This window comes from Poseidonocella pacifica (assembly GCF_900111875.1).
GTDB lineage: Bacteria > Pseudomonadota > Alphaproteobacteria > Rhodobacterales > Rhodobacteraceae > Poseidonocella > Poseidonocella pacifica.
In genome coordinates, this window is the sequence record NZ_FOJU01000001.1 from 1,042,892 (window position 1) to 1,062,680 (window position 19,789).

General features: G+C 61.4%; 20 protein-coding genes and 2 tRNA genes. 5 read left to right on the forward strand and 17 right to left on the reverse strand.

Annotated features, from left to right (window positions below; genetic code table 11):
* Positions 1-41: 41 nt before the first annotated feature.
* The 13 genes from murB to BM234_RS05030 all read right to left on the reverse strand — a co-directional run bounded on the left by murB (position 42) and on the right by BM234_RS05030 (position 13,396).
* The gene (murB, locus tag BM234_RS04970) at positions 42-986 is read right to left on the reverse strand and encodes a UDP-N-acetylmuramate dehydrogenase (protein WP_092061161.1); all 945 of its coding nucleotides are present in this window, start codon (positions 984-986) and stop codon (positions 42-44) included.
* A 39-nt stretch (positions 987-1,025) separates the two neighbouring features.
* The gene (locus tag BM234_RS04975) at positions 1,026-1,607 is read right to left on the reverse strand and encodes a GNAT family N-acetyltransferase (RefSeq protein ID WP_092061163.1); all 582 of its coding nucleotides are present in this window, start codon (positions 1,605-1,607) and stop codon (positions 1,026-1,028) included.
* Positions 1,607-1,996, reverse strand: coding sequence for a ketosteroid isomerase-related protein (locus tag BM234_RS04980; RefSeq protein WP_092061165.1), 390 nt, complete (start codon positions 1,994-1,996; stop codon positions 1,607-1,609). Before BM234_RS04980 ends, BM234_RS04975 begins: the two co-directional genes overlap by 1 nt.
* Positions 1,997-2,018: 22 nt before the next feature.
* Entirely contained in the window at positions 2,019-2,492 is a 474-nt protein-coding gene (locus BM234_RS04985; RefSeq protein ID WP_092061167.1) for a UPF0262 family protein, read from the reverse strand.
* A gap of 56 nt (positions 2,493-2,548) precedes the next feature.
* On the reverse strand, positions 2,549-3,850 hold the full coding sequence (gene hisD, locus BM234_RS04990; protein ID WP_092061169.1) for a histidinol dehydrogenase: 1,302 nt from the start codon (positions 3,848-3,850) through the stop codon (positions 2,549-2,551).
* A gap of 75 nt (positions 3,851-3,925) precedes the next feature.
* Entirely contained in the window at positions 3,926-4,732 is an 807-nt protein-coding gene (gene iolB / locus BM234_RS04995; RefSeq protein WP_092061171.1) for a 5-deoxy-glucuronate isomerase, read from the reverse strand.
* Positions 4,729-5,655: a myo-inosose-2 dehydratase gene (iolE, locus tag BM234_RS05000; RefSeq protein ID WP_092061173.1), complete on the reverse strand. Its 927-nt coding sequence runs from the start codon at positions 5,653-5,655 to the stop codon at positions 4,729-4,731. Before iolE ends, iolB begins: the two co-directional genes overlap by 4 nt.
* Positions 5,656-5,711: 56 nt before the next feature.
* Positions 5,712-7,538, reverse strand: a complete 1,827-nt coding sequence (iolD, locus tag BM234_RS05005; protein WP_092061174.1) for a 3D-(3,5/4)-trihydroxycyclohexane-1,2-dione acylhydrolase (decyclizing) — start codon at positions 7,536-7,538, stop codon at positions 5,712-5,714.
* Positions 7,535-9,445: a bifunctional 5-dehydro-2-deoxygluconokinase/5-dehydro-2-deoxyphosphogluconate aldolase gene (locus BM234_RS05010; RefSeq protein WP_092061176.1), complete on the reverse strand. Its 1,911-nt coding sequence runs from the start codon at positions 9,443-9,445 to the stop codon at positions 7,535-7,537. Before BM234_RS05010 ends, iolD begins: the two co-directional genes overlap by 4 nt.
* Before the next feature lies 1 nt (position 9,446).
* Positions 9,447-10,268, reverse strand: coding sequence for an ATP-binding cassette domain-containing protein (locus BM234_RS05015; protein WP_092061178.1), 822 nt, complete (start codon positions 10,266-10,268; stop codon positions 9,447-9,449).
* A gap of 2 nt (positions 10,269-10,270) precedes the next feature.
* On the reverse strand, positions 10,271-11,374 hold the full coding sequence (locus tag BM234_RS05020) for an ABC transporter permease (protein WP_092061180.1): 1,104 nt from the start codon (positions 11,372-11,374) through the stop codon (positions 10,271-10,273).
* Between the two features lie 95 nt (positions 11,375-11,469).
* Complete coding sequence (locus tag BM234_RS05025) at positions 11,470-12,396, reverse strand: sugar ABC transporter substrate-binding protein (RefSeq protein ID WP_092061181.1); 927 nt, start codon at positions 12,394-12,396, stop codon at positions 11,470-11,472.
* A 145-nt stretch (positions 12,397-12,541) separates the two neighbouring features.
* Positions 12,542-13,396 (reverse strand): MurR/RpiR family transcriptional regulator, encoded by an 855-nt coding sequence (locus BM234_RS05030; RefSeq protein ID WP_092061183.1) that lies wholly within the window; start codon positions 13,394-13,396, stop codon positions 12,542-12,544.
* Between the two features lie 79 nt (positions 13,397-13,475).
* Between BM234_RS05030 and BM234_RS05035 the strand changes: the two genes are divergently transcribed.
* From BM234_RS05035 to BM234_RS05045, 3 genes are all read left to right on the forward strand, one after another.
* On the forward strand, positions 13,476-13,778 hold the full coding sequence (locus BM234_RS05035; RefSeq protein ID WP_175501195.1) for a Gfo/Idh/MocA family oxidoreductase: 303 nt from the start codon (positions 13,476-13,478) through the stop codon (positions 13,776-13,778).
* Positions 13,779-13,887: 109 nt separating this feature from the next.
* Positions 13,888-14,889 (forward strand): inositol 2-dehydrogenase, encoded by a 1,002-nt coding sequence (iolG, locus tag BM234_RS05040; RefSeq protein WP_092061186.1) that lies wholly within the window; start codon positions 13,888-13,890, stop codon positions 14,887-14,889.
* 3 nt (positions 14,890-14,892) lie between these two features.
* Complete coding sequence (locus tag BM234_RS05045) at positions 14,893-15,666, forward strand: TIM barrel protein (RefSeq protein WP_092061188.1); 774 nt, start codon at positions 14,893-14,895, stop codon at positions 15,664-15,666.
* A 39-nt stretch (positions 15,667-15,705) separates the two neighbouring features.
* On the opposite strand, the gene BM234_RS05050 is transcribed toward BM234_RS05045, so the two are convergent.
* Both BM234_RS05050 and BM234_RS05055 read right to left on the reverse strand, forming a co-directional pair.
* A tRNA-Thr gene (locus BM234_RS05050) sits at positions 15,706-15,781 on the reverse strand.
* Positions 15,782-15,824: 43 nt separating this feature from the next.
* Positions 15,825-17,477, reverse strand: a complete 1,653-nt coding sequence (locus BM234_RS05055; protein WP_092061394.1) for an ABC transporter permease — start codon at positions 17,475-17,477, stop codon at positions 15,825-15,827.
* Positions 17,478-17,592: 115 nt separating this feature from the next.
* Here BM234_RS05055 and BM234_RS05060 point away from each other — a divergent pair, with 115 nt between their 5' ends.
* Positions 17,593-18,468: a hypothetical protein gene (locus BM234_RS05060; RefSeq protein WP_092061190.1), complete on the forward strand. Its 876-nt coding sequence runs from the start codon at positions 17,593-17,595 to the stop codon at positions 18,466-18,468.
* Here the strand turns inward: BM234_RS05060 and BM234_RS05065 are convergent.
* Positions 18,465-19,205 carry an FG-GAP repeat domain-containing protein gene (locus BM234_RS05065; protein ID WP_092061192.1) on the reverse strand — a complete coding sequence of 247 codons (741 nt, stop codon included), beginning with the start codon at positions 19,203-19,205 and terminating at the stop codon, positions 18,465-18,467. The two genes, BM234_RS05060 and BM234_RS05065, sit on opposite strands and share 4 nt — an antisense overlap.
* 23 nt (positions 19,206-19,228) lie before the next feature.
* Complete coding sequence (locus BM234_RS05070; protein WP_092061194.1) at positions 19,229-19,552, reverse strand: 2Fe-2S iron-sulfur cluster-binding protein; 324 nt, start codon at positions 19,550-19,552, stop codon at positions 19,229-19,231.
* A 140-nt stretch (positions 19,553-19,692) separates the two neighbouring features.
* Here BM234_RS05070 and BM234_RS05075 point away from each other — a divergent pair.
* Positions 19,693-19,769: transfer RNA gene (locus tag BM234_RS05075), tRNA-Arg, on the forward strand.
* The last annotated feature ends 20 nt before the right edge of the window (positions 19,770-19,789 follow it).

The window sequence follows — 19,789 nt, forward strand, 5'->3', positions numbered from 1 at the left end:
GGCTTTGCCCCGTTTGCTTTTCAGGGCCTGAACCCTGCTTGTTATTCGTTGGTGTCAGGGGCCTGTTCACCGACCCTCATGATTTCCCACTCTAGCTGTATGCCGCTTCGTTCGTAAACCGTTTTTCGTACCAACTCGCCCAGATTTTCCAGATCCGCTGCTGACGCGTCACCTGAATTGGTGAGGAAATTCGGATGCTTGGGATTCATGATCGCGCCGCCAAGGGTTTTGCCGCGCATTCCAGCCTCGTCTATAACCTTCCAGGCTTTCAACTCATGCGTGTCGTCCGCCGCACCGGTGGAGGAATACCCCGCGGGATTGCGGAAGGTCGATCCGGCTGTGCGATCCTTGACCGGCTGGCTTTCATTGCGACGTGAAAGTTGCTCCTCCATCTTCGCCGACAGCGCCTCCGGATCGCCTTGGGGGGCATGGAATTTAGCGTCGATGAGCACGCATCCTTCGGCAAGCGCGCTCTGCCGATACCCAAAGCGGAGGTCTTCCGGACCGAGGGTGACAATCTCCCCTTCTCGCGTGATGGCGCGCGCGGAAACGAAATGGTCGGCGACATAGGTGCCATAGCACCCTGCGTTCATCCGGACCGCCCCGCCAATGCTTCCCGGGATCGTCCGCAGGAACGCCAGGTCAAGACCGGCGGCTGCCGCGCGCTTTGCAACCTGCGCATCAAGCGCCGCCGCCCCCGCTGTAACCTCCTGCCCCTCTATTTCGACGCCGTTGAACCCCCGCCCCAGCCGGATGACGATTGCACGAATGCCGCCGTCACGGACAATCAGGTTGGACCCCACACCCATGGGAAAGACCGGAATCGAAGCCGGCAGTTCTCGCAAGAACTCCGCGAGGTCGTCCTCGTCGGCTGGTTGGAAAAAGTACATCGCCGGCCCGCCGACGCGCAGCCAGGTCAGATCGGCGAGAGGCCGTTCGGCGGCAAGGCGTCCGCGCGGGGTCGGCATAAGAGGCAAATTTGTCATGCGTGGCTCATGCCGGGCAGAGCCGATCAGGTCAACTGTTCAGAGCTGCCGGAGCCAGAATTGCAGCGTATGATCAGTCTCGGCGGGCTGATCCACATCCCTCCACCGGAAACGCGCCATAGCGCCCTCCAATCGCTCATACCCCCGCTTGCGCCAGAACTCATCCAGCGGCCGATACCCCGAGGGGCGCAAGGGATGGTCAACGGGGCGCTGCACCGCGCAAAACGCCGAACAGGTTCGCCCCAGCCTGCGCGCATGGGCTTCGCGGTGGTCGAAAAAGGCATGTCCAAGGCCCCGGCCACGATACTCGGGCAGCAACACGCTTTCTGCGCAATAGAACACTTCCCCCAAGGTCACATCGCGATCCGCAAAGGCCGCCGCAAAATCCTCCGCATGGTCTTCCATCGGGGTGCCGGTCGCTGCCCCGACAAGTCGCGTCTTGTCAAAAGCCCCGACCAGAACGGCCCCCGCGCTCTCGCGGTAGGTATCCAGATATCGGCGCTCATAGTCGAGGTCCCCATCGTAGAGATAGGGCCAATCGCGAAATACCGCGATGCGGAGCCGTGCCACATCATCAAGTGCGGCATCGAGCGCCACCCCGGTCAACGGGCGCACCTCCATCAGGAGACCTGCGCGACCCAGTCGGCGAGGTTGTAGTAGGTCACCACACGGGTGATTTTTCCATCCTCAAGCGAAAAGAACGACCCGGCGGGCAAGCGATATGTCTGGCCCTTCGCTTCGGGCAGGCCTTCGTCGGTCTCCAGATAGGTGCCGTTCACGATGTACTCGGCGGCCGCGCGCGTGCCGCCCTCCGCGTCGAAAATCACGATATCCGTCAACTCTTCGCGGTAGCACCGGCTCATATGCGCGGAAAACGCGCGAAAGGCCTCTGTCCCTTCGCGGATCTTCCCTTCGTTCACATGGTGCGCGACATTAGGTGCAAGACAAGCGATCATGGCCTCTGTGTCGTTGCGGTTGAACGCGTCGAAATAGGTCGCGATGGTATTCATGCATGATGTTCCTTGTATGATCTCAACCGCCGAAGTGCAGAACGCAGACCAGCGTAAAGAGGCGGCGGGCGGTCGGCAGGTCAATGCTGGCTTTTCCGTCCAGTCGATCCAGCAAGATCCGCGCGCCTTCGTCGTGTATGCCGCGCCGCGCGCCGTCTATCGCTTCGATCTGGCTCGGGGGAAGGCGCCGGACGGCATCAAAATAGCTCTCGCAGATCTGGAAATAATCCTTCACCACCTGACGGAACGGAGAAAGCGATAGGTGAAACTCGCTCGCTGGTGCGTCTGCTTCGGTGCGGAGATCGAAGACAAGACGCTGCTCTCGGATGCACAGGGTCAGCCGATATGGACCCTCGGGCGTGTCATCCTTTTCCGGCAAGGCAAACTTGTTGTCCTCAAGCAGATCAAAGATCGCCACGCGCCGTTCCTGCTCGATCTCAGGGGTCGGCGGCGGAAGGGCGCTGTCATCCAGCTCGATATGGGCAAGACGGGTCATGGGCGGGCTCGCAGGCAATCTTTGGCCTGCTTAGACGATGGCGCGCTCCCCGGCAATCAGCCGTTCGTCTTACGCAGTCGCGCCGTCACCGAAAGCCCATGCGCCTCAAGGCTTTCGGCCCGCGCGAGCGTTTCTGCGGCGGGCCCGATAGCCCGCAAGGCCTCAGGCGTCATCCGTGCCAAGGTCGTGCGCTTGAGGAAGTCCAGCACGGAGAGGCCGGAGGAAAATCGTGCCGAACGCGCCGTGGGCAGCACGTGGTTCGGCCCGCCGACGTAGTCTCCGATGGCTTCCGGCGTCCATTGACCGAGGAAAATTGCCCCTGCATGGGTGATCTTGGCGCTGAGCGCATCAGGGTCCGCCACGCAAAGCTCAAGGTGCTCCGGCGCGACCCGGTCGGACAGAGCCGCCGCCACATCAAGATCCGGCACGGTGATCACGGCGCCGAAATCACGCCAACTTGCCCCCGCAATGGCCCGCCGCTCCAGCACCTTCAGGTGACCATCTACCGCCTTGGCCACGGCCTGTCCAAAGGCGCGGTCGGTGGTGATCAGGATGGATTGCGCGCTCTCGTCATGCTCGGCCTGACTGAGCAGGTCGAGGGCGATGAAGTCAGGATCATTGTCGGCATCAGCAATCACCAGGATCTCTGACGGGCCAGCGATCATGTCGATGCCGACCCGGCCAAAGACACGTCGCTTGGCGGCGGCGACAAAGGCATTACCCGGACCGGTGATCTTGTCCACCGGCCGAATGGTTTGGGTACCATAGGCGAGCGCCGCAATCGCTTGTGCACCGCCGACACGATAGATCTCATCCACCCCAGATATCCGGGCGGCCAGCAGGACCAGCGGATTGGCGATACCATCCGGGGTCGGCACGGTGATCGCAAGACGCGGCACGCCCGCAACCTTTGCCGGGATCGCATTCATCAGCACGGACGAGGGATACGAAGCCAGTCCGCCCGGCACATAGAGGCCCGCCGCAGCAACAGGACCCCAGCGCCAGCCGAGCATTGCGCCCGCGGCATCTGTCCACTGGGCATCTTCGGGCATCTGGCGTTCGTGATAGGCGCGAATGCGCTCCGCCGCGTGTTCCAGTGCGGCACGGTCTTCATCTGAGACACGGGCGCAAAGTTCGTCGACCTCTTGCGCAGAGAAGGCAAGCCCCCCCGCTTCCAGTTCGAGCCTGTCGAACTTCGCCGTGTACTCGAGCAGAGCCGCATCGCCCCGAGCGCGCACATCCGCGATGATATCCGCAACCGTGGCGTCGACGTCCGGGCTGTCTTCCCGCTTGGCGCTCAGAAGCGCGGCAAAAGCGGTTTCGAAATCCGGGTCCTGGGAATCAAGAAAAACGGGCATGGTCTCTCCGGGAACTGCTGGCCCCGGTGCATAGCCGCCCCGCGCGCAGGTCTCAAGGCGGCAGGGTGACGCCGTTTACGCATCGCGATCCATGATCCACTTCACCGCCGGATCGGGAACAAAGCGCCAATTGCGGCGCGGTCCTGCCATGACGTTGAGATAATACATCTCAAATCCGTAAGGCGCGCCACAGGGATGATGCCCGCGCGGCACAAGAACGACATCCCCGTTTGCCACGGCCATCGTCTCATCAAGTGAGCCGTCATCGGTATAGACCCGCTGAACCCCGAAACCCGTCGCCGGATTGAGACGGTGATAATAAGTTTCCTCGAGATACGTGATCCGGGGAAAATCGTCTTCGTCATGGCGGTGGCTGGGATACGAAGACCAGTGACCGGCGGGGGTAAATACCTCCGTGACCAGCAAAGAGTCGCAGTAGTCCTCATTCTCCATGGCGATGTTGTTGATAAAGCGCGTGTTGGTACCCTTGCCGCGTTCGGTCAGGGAAATGCCTTCTGGCCCGATACGCCGCGCCGGATGCCCTCCCCGCCCCGGAGCCGAGCAAACGGCAATGGTGCAATCGGTCGTCGCCACGGCGCGCCAATCGCTCCCGTCCGGCAGGTACAGGCAGTGGGGTGGGCTCTTCTCGAACACATTCATTCGATCCCCCAATTCCCCCCAATCCCGGCTTGCCCCGGTGATCTTGGCTTTCCCCTCCACCATCACGAGGATCACTTCCCGGCTTTCCGTCACGCCGCTGGCGCTTTCCCCAGCCCGCAGCCGGTAGAGGGAAAACCCAACATAGCGCCAACCGGCGGTTTCGGGCGTGATCCTGTGGACCTCACCATGAGTGCCGAATGGCTTCTGCAACAGGTGGCTCATGCGCATTCCTCCGCTGGGGATGTATCGACCTCAAGCCCATAGCGGGCGCAGAGGTCTCGAATCGTATCATAGCCCAGCTTGGACGCTTCATAGGGAGAGACCTTGGCCGGGTCCTGCTCCGCTTCGACGACAATCCACCCTTCGTACCCCATCGAGGCCAACTGCTTCGTTACCGCTGCAAAATCGATGGAGCCTTCTGGATCGCCCGGAACAGTAAAGGCGCCGGCAATCACCGCGTCGAGGAAGGACCAGTCCTTTGCCCGGGCTTCGGCGGCCACATCCTTGCGGAGGTCCTTGTAGTGGACATGAAGAATGCGATCCCCCCACTTGTCGAGCGTACCGAGCAGATCCCCACCCCCGAACACCAGATGCCCGGTGTCATAGAGCAAGGTTACCTCAGGCGAGCTGCCCCCCATCAGGCGGTCGATATCCTCCTGATCCTCGATAAAGGCCCCCATATGATGGTGATACGCAAGCGGCAGACCCTTGTCCGTCATCCATTTGGCAAGTTCAGAGAGCTTGCCCGCATAGGTCCGCACCTCATCCGCCGAAAGCTTGGGGCGATTGTTGACCGGGATCGTCCTGTCACCCTGCACGGTGTTGGAGCACTCGGCATAGACGAGACAGGGCGCGCCAAGCGCGGCGAATTGTTCGACCTGCTCTGCGATTGCGGCCTTTTCCGTCTCGACGTCATTGATCAGCAGATTGCCCGAACACCACCCCCCACAAAGCGCGGTGTCGTATTCCGCCAGATAGCGCCGAAGGCCTTTGGTGTCCTGCGGCATCCTGCGCCCGCGTTCGACCCCAGTATAGCCGATCTCGCGCGCTTCGCGCAGCGCCTGTTCCATGGTGTAGGCCGCGGTAAGGTCCGGCAGGTCATCATTCTGCCACGCTATGGGGGAGATACCGATCTTGACGGTCATGGTCTCTGGGTCTTTCCAAATAGGCTGACAAGGTTTGTAGCGGATATGGGCGCTCGCTAGTTGAGCGCACGCTCCTTCAGGCGGTCTTCGTAGGCGGCGCGCTTCTCGCGTACCTCTTCGCGCTCCGAAACTTCCGGCACGGCAACATCCCACCAGTGACCTCCGTGAGGTGTGCTCGGATAGGGATCCGTATCGATCACGATGACGAAAGGGCCTGCTGCGCATTTCGCGCGGGTGAGCGCGTCTTCCAACTCATCAATGCTATCGACGTGAAGGGCCGCAGCCCCCATGGAAGCGGCATGTGCCGCAAAGTCGATATTGGCGGGATTGACGTGGTGGGAATGGGCAAGGAGGTTGTTGAACTCAGCGCCACCGGTGCCCATTTGCAGCCGGTTGATGCAGCCATATCCCCGGTTGTCCGTAATCACGACGGTCATGTCGAGGCCAAGCATCACGGCGGTGGCCAGTTCGGAATTGGCCATCATGTAAGACCCATCCCCTACCATGCAAACCACATCCCGGTCAGGTTCAGCCATCTTGATGCCCATGGCACCTGCAACCTCATAGCCCATGCAGGAATATCCGTATTCCATGTGGTATCCACCCGGACGCGGCGCTTTCCAAAGCTTGTGCAATTCGCCCGGCATTGTGCCCGCTGCGGACATGACGACCGTATCGACGCCGCTGCTCCGCTGCACCGCGCCGATGACCTGCTGATCGGTGGGCAGCGCATTCGGCACCGGCTTGGATCGCGCGGTCAGAGGGTCGACGGACGCAAACCATTCATCCTTCAACTCAGCCCGAGGCGCTTCGAAACGCCGCCCGCCCAGAGCGAGGCTGAGCGCCTCCAGACCCGCCAATGCATCACAACAAAGCGGCTCTGCTCCGTGCTTCATCGCGTCGTAGGCCGCCACGTTCAGTGATACGAGTCGAGGGTTGCGGAAAAGATTCCAAGACCCTGTGGTGAAATCCTGAAACCGCGTTCCCACACCAAGTAAAAGATCCGCCTCGGCACAGATGATGTTGGCGGAGGACGATCCGGTCACCCCGACTGGTCCGAAGTTCAGCGGATGATCCCACGCAACTGCTGACTTGCCGGCCTGAGTCTCGACGACGGGGATCCGGTGCGTCTCACAGAAGATCCGCAGGGCCTCGGTCGCGCCGGAGAAATGAACACCCCCGCCCGCCACGACGACGGGCTTCTTGGCCGAAAGCAGCATTCCCGCCACCCGGTCAACCTCCTGCGGATCGGCTGCCGGCCTGCGTACGCGCCATACCCGCGCCTCAAAGAAACTTTCCGGCCAGTCATAGGCCTCTGCCTGCACATCCTGACAAAACGACAGGCACACCGGCCCGCATTCCGCAGGGTCCGTCATCACTCGAAAAGCGCGGGGCAAGGCCGTCAGAAGGATCTCGGGCCGGGTGATCCGGTCGAAGTAACGCGTGACCGGACGAAAGCAGTCATTCGCGGAGATTGTGCCGTCTTCGAAATCCTCGATCTGTTGCAGAACGGGATCGGGCCCGCGTCCCGCAAAGACGTCCCCCGGAATAAGCAGCAACGGCAGCCGGTTCACATGGGCCAAGGCGGCCGCCGTCACCATGTTTGTCGCGCCGGGCCCGATCGAGGACGTGACCGCCATCGCCCTTCTGCGCCCGAGCTGTTTGGCATAGGCGATTGCGGCATGTGCCATCGTCTGTTCGTTCTGTCCCCGGTAGGTCTGAATGGCATCGCGTTCGGCATGGAGCGCCTCACCGATCCCCGCCACGTTCCCGTGGCCAAAGATCGCCCAGATCCCGGCGAGAAACGGCTCGCCCTCTTCGTTGAGTTGCGCCGCGAGGTATCTCACCATGGCCTGAGCGGCCGTCAGTCTGATCGTTGTCATGCTGCGTCCTCCTGCCGGTTTGCGCGGGCGTTGTCCCAGATTTCGCAAAGCCGGGTATAGTTGTCTTTCATGGTGATGACGGCCAACTCATCGCTGATGGTCCCCGCCATCCACGCCTTTGCCGCGGCGCCAAAGATCGTACGCCCGACGGCGAAACCCTTGACCAGCTCGAACTTCGCAGCCACCTCGAAACTCTGTGCAAGCGCCGCTTCGTCCGCAGCAAGCCCCAGAACGACGATGCCCCGGGTATGCCGGTCATGCGCTTCGATCGCGGCGCACGCGGCGCCCCATCCGGCCTCGGTTCGCATCGGCTCCAGCTTCCACCAATCGGGATAGACACCAAGTTCGTAAAACCGGTGGATGATCTGGGCCGTGGTGCCATCGTCCACCGGTGCGACCTTGGACGGGATGACCTCAAGCAGGAATTCAAGCCGATTGCGACGTGCGGCTTGAAAAAGCCGCGAGACGGTTGCTTCCTGAGCGGCCCGCGTTTCCGCGTCATCATCCGGATGATAGAAGCACAGGCACTTGACCACATGCTCCGACGGCCATTCCGCCAAACCGCCATAATCCGGGCCGATCTCCGGCTCCAGTGTCAGCGGTCTGGAACCCGGCCATTCAACGGGGCGGCCAATCCACAGCCCCTGTCCCGCCGCGCGGTGCAAGGCGCGGCGACCAAGCCGGTGGTCGCAAAGCAAGCCATATCCTTGGCGCCCTGCCGCAACCCCTGCGCAAGCATCAAGGCATAGCTCCTTGAAACGTCCGATTTTTTCAGGATTCGCGCCCTCAATCTCTTCCATCTGGATGCGGTGATCAAAGGCGAAGACGCGCATGCTCGACCAATCCCCCTTGCGGTTCGTAGACCAGTGAATCTGTTCCAACTCCGGATCATGGCGCAGGGCCGGCGTCTTTACCCCCCGCGACAAGAAGAACTGAAGCTCTTCCCACGAAGGATAAGCCGGTGTGCACCCGTGACGGCTGACGGCAAAGGCACCGCAGGCATTCGCGTATTTGAGGGCCGTCGGCCAATCTTCCCCGTCGAGCCAGCCCTTCAGCAAGCCCGACATGAACCCGTCTCCCGCACCCAGCACGTTGAAGACTTCGATGGGGAAACCGGGGCCTGTCTGACCATCGTCGAGGCTTTCAGGGATCGGGCCCTCGAACGCCGCCGCCCCCGCCGCGCCGCGTTTGCACACAAGAACCGCGTCACTCACCGCCCGAACCGCGCGGAGTGCCGCAACCGTATCGGTGGTACCGCCCGCAATGTGGAATTCCTCTTCAGTGCCCACGATCAGATCAAAGAGGTGCAAAGTCGATTGCAGCTTGGCCGTGACTTCCGGGGAGGCGATGAAGCGGTTCTCCCCGTCGCCGTGCCCTGACAAGCCCCAGAGATTGGGGCGATAGTCGATATCCAGCGCGGTGCGTGCGCCGTTCTTGCGTGCCAGGTGAAGCGCGCGTAGCACGGCGTTTTCGGTTCGCGCATTGCTCAGGTGCGTGCCCGTCGCGACAACGGAGCGGGCGCGGGCGATAAATGCCTCGTCCACATCCGCTTCGCAAAGGGCCATGTCCGCGCAATTCTCCCGGTAGAAGATCAGCGGAAACTGATCCTCGTCTCGGATCCCCAAGAGGACAAGCGCAGTCAGGCGTTCGGGGTCGGTGACAACACCGGTCGTATCGACCCCTTCCCGCGCGAGTTCCTCGCGCAGGAAGCGGCCCATATGCTCATCCCCGACGCGGGTGAGTAGCGCAGAGCGAAGCCCGAGCCGCGCCGTACCCGTCGCCATGTTGGTGGGCGATCCGCCCACGTATTTCTCAAAGGACCGCATGTCCTCCAGACGTCCACCCACCTGCGCACCATAAAGGTCAACCGAAGAGCGTCCGATGGTGATCAGATCGAGATCGGTCATATCACACCGTCCCCCCAAGTGAGCCCTCGAGTTGCGCAATCTCCTGACCGCCGGCCATGAGATCCTGCAACGCTTCGGGCGTGATTTCCCCACGGGTCGCGGTTCCGAGGGTCTTGCCACGGTTAAGTACCGTAAAACGGTCACCAACTGCCAGCGCATGCCGGACGTTGTGCGAGATAAACACGACGCCCACACCCTGTTTGCGCACCCGGTCGATTGTGGCCAGAACGTTGGATGTCTGGCGCACCCCGAGCGCGGATGTCGGCTCATCGAGGATCAGCACACGCGCGCCGAAAAAAACCGCGCGGGCGATCGCTACTGTCTGACGCTCCCCCCCCGAGAGGGTGCCCACGGCCTGATCGGGACCGCGAAGATTGATCCCCATCTTGCGCATTTCCTCGACCGCCGCCTCATTCATCGCGGCGGTATCCATGCGCTTCAAGGGGCCCTTCCCGATGGTGGGTTCGCGCCCCATGAAGAAATTGCGCGCAACGCTCATGAGCGGGATCATGGCAAGGTCCTGAAACACAGTGGCAATACCGGCTTCCATTGCGTCGCGCGGGCTGGAGAAATCCATCGGCTTGCCGTCGATCGTGATGGTGCCGTGAGTTGGTTTGTGGACCCCTGACATCGTCTTGATGAAGGTCGATTTCCCCGCGCCGTTGTCGCCCAGAAGGCAGTGGCACTCCCCGGGGCGGACGTCAAAGCTTACGCCCGCCAGTGCGATGATGTTGCCGAAGTGCTTTTCTATATCGCGCATCTCGACGATAGGCTGAGTTTGCGCAACCGGATCGCCGTGGTGAAATGTGGTGTCATGAGTCATCTTCAGCGCTCCCCGGTGACTTGCTTGCGGATGTAGTTGTTGAACAGCACCGCGATCAGAAGCATCCCGCCCAGGAAGATCTGAAACCAGTCCTGATCGAAATTGGTGTATGTCAGACCTATGGTGACCATGCCAAAGATGATCGCCCCGAAGAAGGCCCCGATTGCCGACCCATAGCCACCCGTCAGCAGGCACCCGCCAATAACCGCCGCGATGATCGCTTCGAACTCTTTCATGAAGCCACGCCGCGCGTCGGTTGAGCCGGAGTCCATGACCGTGATGATGGCGACAAGCGCGCCGCACATCGCAGCAAACATGAACAGGGAAATCTTCACCTTGCGCACCGGCACACCGGAGTTGGAGGCCGCCGTCCGGTCCCCGCCGCTGGCAAAGACCCAGTTGCCCTGCGGCGTACGAAGCAGAACGTATGTCGCCACGAGAGCAAGACCGATGAACCACAGGATTTCCACTGGAATACCGGGTATCTTGGGACGTCCGTTCTTGAAGGTTTCCACAAGCCCCGCTTCGGCGAGCCAGAGGAACAGCGGGCCGAACGCATCGCCCGAAAAGAACGGCGCAAGCCAGTCCCCTTCGACCGCGTCGCGAACGCCCCGAAGCTGTGTCGAGCCGCCCGAGGCAAGCTTCAGCCCTACAAGCGACGCACCACGCAGGACGAAGAGAAAGGCCAACGTGACGATGAATGACGGAAGGCCAGTCTTGAGAACAATGGTCCCGTTGACCGCGCCGATCCCCGCGGCAACCGCCAGCGTCAGGGGAATTGCGAGAATGAGAGGCAGGCCGAAGGTTACGGTGCAGGCCCCGAAAATCAGCCCCGCGAACGCCACCATAGACCCGATGGAGAGGTCAAATTCCCCGCCGATCATGAGCATGGCCGCGCCGATCGCAAGAATGCCCAGTTGGGCCGCGGGCGTCATGAAGTTCATGATGCCCGACAGTGTGAACATTGAACTGTCGGCCGTGATCGCGAAGAAAACCGTGACGAGTATGACGCCGGCAATCGCGCCCAGCTCCGGCCGCTTGATGAGGCGCGCGCCAATTCCCTCGCGCTTCAGCCGTTCATCCGGAATAATCCCAGTGGTATCCATGTTAATCCCCTCCCCCTATCTTCAGACAAACGGGGGCCGTGGCGCGGCGTTTGCGCCACGGCCCCCGAACTCTCACAACGTCATTTCTCAGATGGTTAGCGGATGCCTTGAGCCGAAAGCTCGACCACCTGCGCCGCTTTGTCGGTGGTGATCAGGTTCGGGCCAGAAGGCACGTTGCCGCCGGGCACCAGCCCGTAGCTTGCGTTCATCGCAAGGAACACAACCGGCAAATACCCTTGCAGGAATTGCTGTTGGTCGATGGCGAAAGCCGCGTTGCCCGCGGCGACATCCTCGAGGAAGCCCGCAGAGAGATCGAAACTCGCGACATTGACTTCACCGGTGCGGCCCACGGCTTCGACGGCCGCGACGGCAGGTTCGCCCACGAGCGATGCGCCAAGCCCCATGACCGTGTCGATATCGGGGTTGGAATCGAGCGCGGCCTGAACCTTCGCCTGGACTTCTGCGGGATCGTTCTGGGTCGGGATGACTTCAACCGAACCGCCAAAGCCTTCGGCAAACCCTTCGCAGCGCAGATCGAGAGAGACGTTTCCGACCTCCTGGTTCACGCAGATGCCGGTCGTACCGCCCATCTCTGCCAGCTTTTCGCCAGCGACCTTACCGGCAGTGAACTCATCCTGACCGACGTGCAGCAGCGCGCCCAGTTCCTTGGAGATGTCGGAGCCCGAGTTCATCGAGATGACCGGAATACCTGCCTCAACCGCGCGGCGGATTGACGGGCCAAGCGCATCGGCATCGGGTATGGAGACGACAAGCCCGTCCGGTTCCTGATTGACGGCGGCATCAATGAGCTGGCTCATCTGCACCATGTCAAAAGTTTCGGGGGAGCGGAATTCCACGTTCGCACCAGTGTGCTTGGCGGCCATATCCACGCCATTCTTTACCACCGACCAGAACGGATCGTTCGCCTGACCATGTGCCACGACGAGAATATCCTGCGCAATCGCGGGCCCACCTACGGCGATGCCTGCCACCAGCGCGGCGGTTTTCATAAGTCTATCCATGTTTCCTCCCTAGGAACGTAAGCCGGATCGCCGCCAGAGGCGGCGGCCCTCCCCGGCCGAATTCAGGGTTTCCCCCAGTGATGCCGCAAAGCGACCTTCGTAAACGCTCCGACATCTTTGCATCATTATGGAACGTTTATTCCATTTATTGGTGAGTCGGCATTTCTGTCAACCTTTTCTCTCGCCGCGCACCGACGAGCACGGCGAGGGTGGTGGTCAAGGTGATTGACGCCGTGAGAGAGCGGAAGCCCGCCACTTCGTCCTCGCGGGCAAAGAGCAGGTCAGCGGCGAATACACTCAAGGGGCAGTCTTCGGAATCAGTCAGGCCAAAGACGGTTGCGCCCCGCTCCGATGCATCCCGCGCCAATTGCACCGTCTGGGCGGAAAAGGGTGCAAAGGTCACCGCAAAAACCACATCCTCTGGGCCGACCAAATGGCGCATGTCGAGCGAACCGACGTCCGAATGAAGCATGGCGGGCACCTCCATCTTGCCCAACAAATAGGACAGATTGCTGACCACCGAGAAGGCACGCTTCACCCCTATCAGGTGGACAATCCGCGCTTCCGCCATACGGATCGCAACTTCGTTCAGCGTGTCACTGGTAACCGTATTAGCTAGCGTTATGAGGGATTTGTGACCAGCCTCTGAGAAATCGGATAAAAGTTGCACGTCGTCCCGCGCTGCCTCGGGGCGCAACTGCGCCAGGCGCTGCCCATAGTCGGGCCGAAAGGAAGTGTACTGCTCGCGAAACAGCGCCTGCATTTCAGAATAGCCAGAAAACCCGAGAGATTGGGCAAAGCGCAGATAGACTGACGGTGCCACCCCCGATGCCGTCGCCATTTCTGACACGGTAGAGACCGCGATGAGATGCATATTCCGGCGCGTGAACGACGCGCATTGCCGAAGCCGTTTTGGCAGGCTGTCGGCAAGACTATCGAGACGCTCGAACATCTCTATGATGCTCGACGGCGGGCTAGAAGGAGGTTCGTTTCTGGGCATGGTGATCCCCTCTCTTGACAGTACCACTATAAGGCCCCATCACGGTATTTGGAATGAAAATTCCATATGGGAGGGAGCAATGGATATTGGACTCGGCCTGATTGGCACGGGCTTCATGGGCAAGGCGCATGGGCTGGCATATCACGCCGCCGGACCCGTTTTCGGAGACTTATCGAAAGTCGGACTCGCCTGTCTATGCGACACCCCGCCCGATATGGCGCTGGCAATGGACGAACAGTTCGGTTTTGCGGGCCCGACGGATGATTGGCGGGCGCTGAACGATCGGCTGGATATCGACATCGCGGTAATTGCCTCGTCAAATGCGCCTCACCACCCGATTGCGCTTGCCTCCATCGTCGCGGGCAAGCACGTCCACTCTTGAAACTCCTCGCGCTCACCCACGACGACGCGCTTTGAATTGAAGCCGTGATCCATGCCACTGATGTCTCAGCCCGTGAAGGCCGTCGCATCCCTCTCTGAAAGGAAATCAAATGAAAGTCGCACTTTTCGGCGCAGGCCGCATCGGCAAGGTTCATGCCGCATCAATCAAGATGGATCCACGCTCCGAGCTTGTGGCCGTCACTGACGTTATGACGGAGGCCGCAGAGGCCCTCGCCAAGGAGCATGGGATTGCTGTGCGCTCGCCGCAGGAGATTCTAGACGATCCGTCCATCGATGCGATCCTGATTGCCTCCTCCACCAATACGCATGCCGATCTGGTCGAGGCTGGTGTAAAGGCGGGCAAGGCTATCTTCTGTGAGAAACCCATCGACCTCTCGCTTGAGCGCGCCCTACAGGTCCGCGCCATTGCGGCGAGCCACGATCGCCCGATGATGATGGGCTTCAACCGCCGCTTCGATCCCAACTTTGCCGCTGTCAAAGCCGCGCTGGATGCGGGCGACGTTGGCAAGGGGGAGCTTTTGTCCGTCACTTCCTATGACCCCGCCCCGCCGCCGGTCAGCTATATCAAAGTTTCTGGCGGCCTCTATCGGGACATGATGATTCATGATTTCGATATGTGCGCCTTCCTCTTCGGGATGCCCGTGTCGGTCATGGCGCATGGCTCTTGCCTCGTTGATCCCGAGATTGGCGCTGCGGGGGATGTCGACACCGCTGTTGTCGTACTCACCTATGCCGATGGGCGCCTCGCCACCATCCGCAACTCCCGGCGCGCCCTTTATGGCTATGACCAGCGGGTCGAAGTGCTTGGCTCCAAAGGAACTTTGGCTGCGGAAAACGTGGTTGAGAACACCGTGGTCACAACGACCGAAGCCGGCGTCGTCTCCGCAAAACCGGTTTACTTCTTTTTGGAGCGGTACATGCGGGCCTATGAGATCGAATGGCGCGCCTTCGTGGATGCCTTCGTCGGCGTGTCCCCAGTTCCGGCCTCGATACAGGATGGGGTGAATGCCCTCGCCCTCGCCGAAGCCGCGCACCGTTCCTTCCTCGAAGGTCGCCCGATCGAAATCACTTCCGCCCTGACGGGAGCGTAGCGCATGGCCTTCGCGCTCGCGGCTTGTGCCGAAATGCTCTGGCAGGATCGACCTATCGAATGGCGATGCTCACAACTGGCGGACATGGGGTTTCAGGTCGGACTGTGGAACTGGTGTGACCACGACCTGAACAAGCTTGAGCGGTCGGGCGCGACCTTTTCCATAATGAACGGCTATCTCGAAGGACGACTGGGCGACGATGAGGGCGCAGACATACTGCTGGCCTCCGCGCGAGAGACGGCGGAGGTTGGAAAGCGACTGGGTGTGGCACGGTTGAACCTGCACGGAACCGGCCTCGGCGATGGCGGACGCCCCAAGTTGGCTGAGGTCGCCACGCCGCAAAAATGGCTCAAGGCGCGAGATACCTTGCATCGCATTTGCAATCTGGCCGAAGAGTTGGGGGTGACCTTTGCGCTGGAGAACCTGAACCAGTCAGTCGATCATGCGGGCGTCCCCTTCGCGCGGGCAGAAGAGACGCTTGCACTTGTCTCTGCGGTCAACCGACCCGAACTGCGCCTGAACCTCGATCTGTACCATGCCCAGATCGGCGAAGGAAATCTGATCGAGCTTTGCAAGGCCTGCCTGCCTTGGATCGGAGAAATACAGGTCGCCGATGTTCCCGGACGCTGCGAACCCGGAACGGGAGAGATCAATTACCCCGGCATCTCTCGCGCGCTTTCCGTCATGGGGTACGACGGCACCATAACCTTGGAGGCATATGCGTCCGAAAGCGAGGATGCCGCGCTGGAGGCATTCCGAACGGCTTTCGCGGGCTAAGGCGATCGGGGAAGCCCCGCAATCAATGTTTGGAAAAGATGGTGCCCCCACACGGACTCGAACCGCGGACCTACTGATTACAAATCAGTTGCTCTACCAGCTGAGCTATAGGGGCACTGGCGGCCCATTTAGCGAACTGTCGCGGACAGTGCAATCCATCAACGACTGGATCGGGCCAAAAATCCTACTGCGGTGAGACCAACCAGAATAACCAGCACCGCGGCAGGCGCGGCATCGCCCAGATTTTCAAGGCTGGCCTGCTCATAAACACGGGTGGCGAGCGTGTCGTAATTGAAGGGACGCAGCAGGAGTGTCGCGGGCAACTCCTTCACACAGTCAACAAATACGAGCAGCAGCGCGGAGAGGGTCGAGCCTCGGATCAGCGGCATGTAGACGGCCGTGAGTGTTCCGCCGAGTGAGCGACCGAGTGAGCGTGCAGCCATCGGAAGGCTGCCCGGGATTTGCCCCATCGCCGCATCTGCTGCACCTTGGGCGATGGCAAAGAATCGAACCGTGTAAGCCAGAACCAACGCCGCAGCGGACCCAGTCAGCAACAGCCCCGGATCCCACCCTGTGGTCGCTTCCAAAACATCCGCCACACGTTGATCGAGCGCCGCCAGCGGCAACAGAATCCCGACGCCAAGCACCGCCCCCGGCGCGGCATAGCCGATCGTGGTCACGGGGAGCAGCAACTGCGGCAACTTCCGCCCGGAAAGGCGTACACCGTAGACCATGAAGAGCGCCGCACCAATCGTCACACATGACGCGATGCCCCCCACGGTGATCGTGTTCCAAAGCGCGGCGATGAGCCCGGCATCCTGCCACTGCTCCGCATTGACGAGCGCGTGGCTCAGAATGACGGCGAAGGGCAACACAAAGCCAGTGAGGAACGGCACGAGGCAAACAAATGTCGCGCCCCAGGCTACAGCCCCCTTGAGAGTTGCGCGCGCGACAGGGGCATGGCGCCCGGGCATTGCATAGCTGCGGATGCGCCGCCTGCTGCCCTTTTCCAAGGTCACGAGCACGACCACCAGAAGCAGGACCACGGAGGCGATCTGGGCCGCGCCGCCCGCGTTCCCCGCCTCCAGCCAGACCGAGAAAATCCCAGTAGTGAGAGTTTGGACCGCGAAGTAATCGACGGTGCCGAAATCGTTCACCGTCTCCATCATGACGATGGCCGTACCTGCCGCGATAGCTGGTCGCGCCAGGGGAAGTCCGACGCGCCAGAACCGCCCCCAAGGGCCCGCGCCCAACGACCGGGCAACTTCATCCGCGCGGCCCGACTGTTCGCGGAATGCCGCGCGGGCCAACAGATAGACATAAGGAAAGAGCGCCGATGCCAATACGATGATGGCGAATCCCATGCTGCGAACCTGCGGAAACCAGTAATCGCGCGCAGACGACCATCCGAAGAACTCACGAAGCGCCGTCTGCACCGGCCCCGCATATTCGAGGAAATCGACCAGAGCATAGGCACCCACATAGGCCGGGATCGCAAGGGGCAGAAGCAAGAGCCATTCGAGCCAGCGCGCGCCGGGAAACCGATACCGCGCCAGCAACCATGCCGCGCCCGTACCGACCAATGCAGCAAGCGCCCCGACCCCCCCCATCATCAGAAGAGAATTGCGCATATAGCGCGGGAGCGTCGTTGAAATCAGGTGGCCCCAGATATTCTCGGTCGGGTGCAGCGCGATCCACAACACGGCGACGATCGGCATCAGAACGATGGCCGCGATGATCCCTGCCCCGATCGAGAACGGGTTGAGCGCGGTGCGGCGCGCCGGGATACGCTGATCCTTGTCGAAACTCATTTCCGTCATGGGAATTTCCTGACCGAAACGCTTGCCGCTGTCCAGAGCGGGCGCGGCATTGCCAAGCCAATGGCGATCCGCTACGCCGAGCAAAACGAGGCAGAAGGCCCTTTTGATGAAGATCGCCCTGCATATTGGCGCCCATTCGACCGATGAGGACCGCTTGCTCAAGGGGTTGCTGCGCAATGCCGATCTCCTGCGCGAGCACGGAACCCACGTTCCCGGCCCGTCACGATATCGTCAGCTGCTGCGAGAGACGATGCTGGCCCTGATCGGCTCCGACCCGGCGCCCGATACGCGGGAAATCCTGCTCGATGCCATTCTCGAAGGCGACGGCTGTGAGCGTTTGGTGCTCTCGCATGAGAGTTTCGCCTGTTTGCCGCACCGGATCTTTGATGAAGGACAGTTCTATCGGCTGATGGGCAAGCGCCTCGCCAGCTTCGCCGAGCTTTTCCGCGCGGACGAGTTGGAGATATTTCTCGCCATCCGCGATCCGGCTAGCTTCCTGCCTGCGGCTTTCGCACAGGTGCGCAACCGCAGTTTTGAGGATTTTCTGGGAAGCGCCGATCCTGAGCGCATCAGTTGGCTGGAGCTGCTCAACCGGCTGAAGGCCTCGGTTCCGGGGATTCCGCTTACCGTGTGGTGCAATGAGGATACCCCCCTTCTCTGGGGGCAGATCCTGCACGAACTTGCGGGAATTCCAGCGGATATTCCGATGGAAGGCGAACTTTCCCTAGTGAGTGAGATCACCGACCCGACGATCTTCGCGCGGCTCAGCGAACACCTTGAGGAACGCCCGCCTGCGACGGCGGAGGGGCGGATGCGCGTCATCACGGCCTATCTGCGAGAGGGGGCCATTGCAGAGAAAATGGTACAAGACGCGGACTTGCCCGGCTGGACAGATGATACGGTACAGCGCCTCGGGGCGCTCTACGACGCCGAGTTACCGTCGATCCGTGCCTTGCCCGGCGTCAGGTTTCTGGAGCCCTAGCGCCCGCACGTTTCCGCGGCGCGGGTCAGCGAGCTTGGCCTAGTATACGCGCCGATATCCCGAGGCACGAGCACCCCGCGCTCGAGGCGCGTCGCCATGATCCGCGTCCAGTTCGCATTGGCGGTAATGATCTCTGGGGGTCCGTCACAGTCACGTATGCCGCCGGGGATCTCGGCCCAGCCGATCCGATGGTTGGTCAACCCGTCGATTGCGGCAATTTCCGACAGTTCCCCGCCCGCAAAGCGCCATACCCTCAACGTCTTTGCCAGATGGGGGCGGTCCACATAGGCGATCTCCATCTGTCCGTCCCCGTCGAAATCCGCCGCTCCGACCGGGGCAAGCCAGCGGTGCGTGTGACCGATATAGGGGGTGGCGGCACGCAACCCATCGGCACCATAAACAGACAGGCGCGCGCCGCGCGTCATATCGGTTTCCACCACGATCACCTCGGCCATGCCGTCGGCATCCAGATCGACAAGGCGCGGCGTCAAATCCTCGAACACCCGCGTTTGCGGCAGGCGAAGTATCCGCGTCGCACCGCCCTCAACCGTCAACCGAAGTGCGCCCCACTCCATGGCATCGCCGAGGATTGCATGGTCATAGCGATCGGTAGGTTCAGCGAACTCGGCCTGAACAATCGACTGGGGTTCCTGTGCCAGGCTCACCCCGCCGAGCAGGGCAAGACAGAGGCTGAACCAAAGGCATGCGGAATGGGCGGGGGAACACGAAGGCCGCATCAACCTCGGTCGCCCCCGGCGCATCAGATCTGTTTTTCGGGCATCTGCACGATAAGCCCATCGAGCGCATCCGTCACCTTGAGCTGGCACGTCAAACGCGACCGCGCTGGATCCGGCTCATAGGCGAAATCGAGCATGTCTTCTTCCATGTCATCCCGGGGCGGAAGCTTTTCCACCCACGTGGGATCAACATAGACATGGCAAGTCGAACAGGCACACGCCCCACCGCAATCGGCCTCGATCCCCGGAATCGCATTGTCCCGCGCGCCCTCCATGACGGTCAGCCCGTTGGCGACCTCCACCTCGTGGCGCGTTCCGTTGAATTCGATATAGGTAATCTTTGCCATCGCGTGTCCAACCTCGTCTCTTGCGCGCCCGGTGATAGACCGCACGGGCCCTGTATGAAAGCCCAATTCCACGCGAGGCCGCCGCGCAGGCCAAAAACCACTTTGCCCCGCTCCCTGAGGCGCGCTAAGAGGGGCCCGCCGGCCCCGTAGCTCAACTGGATAGAGCAAGGACCTTCTAAGTCCGAGGTTGTGGGTTCAAGTCCTACCGGGGTCGCCATCCATCCGTCGTTGCCATCC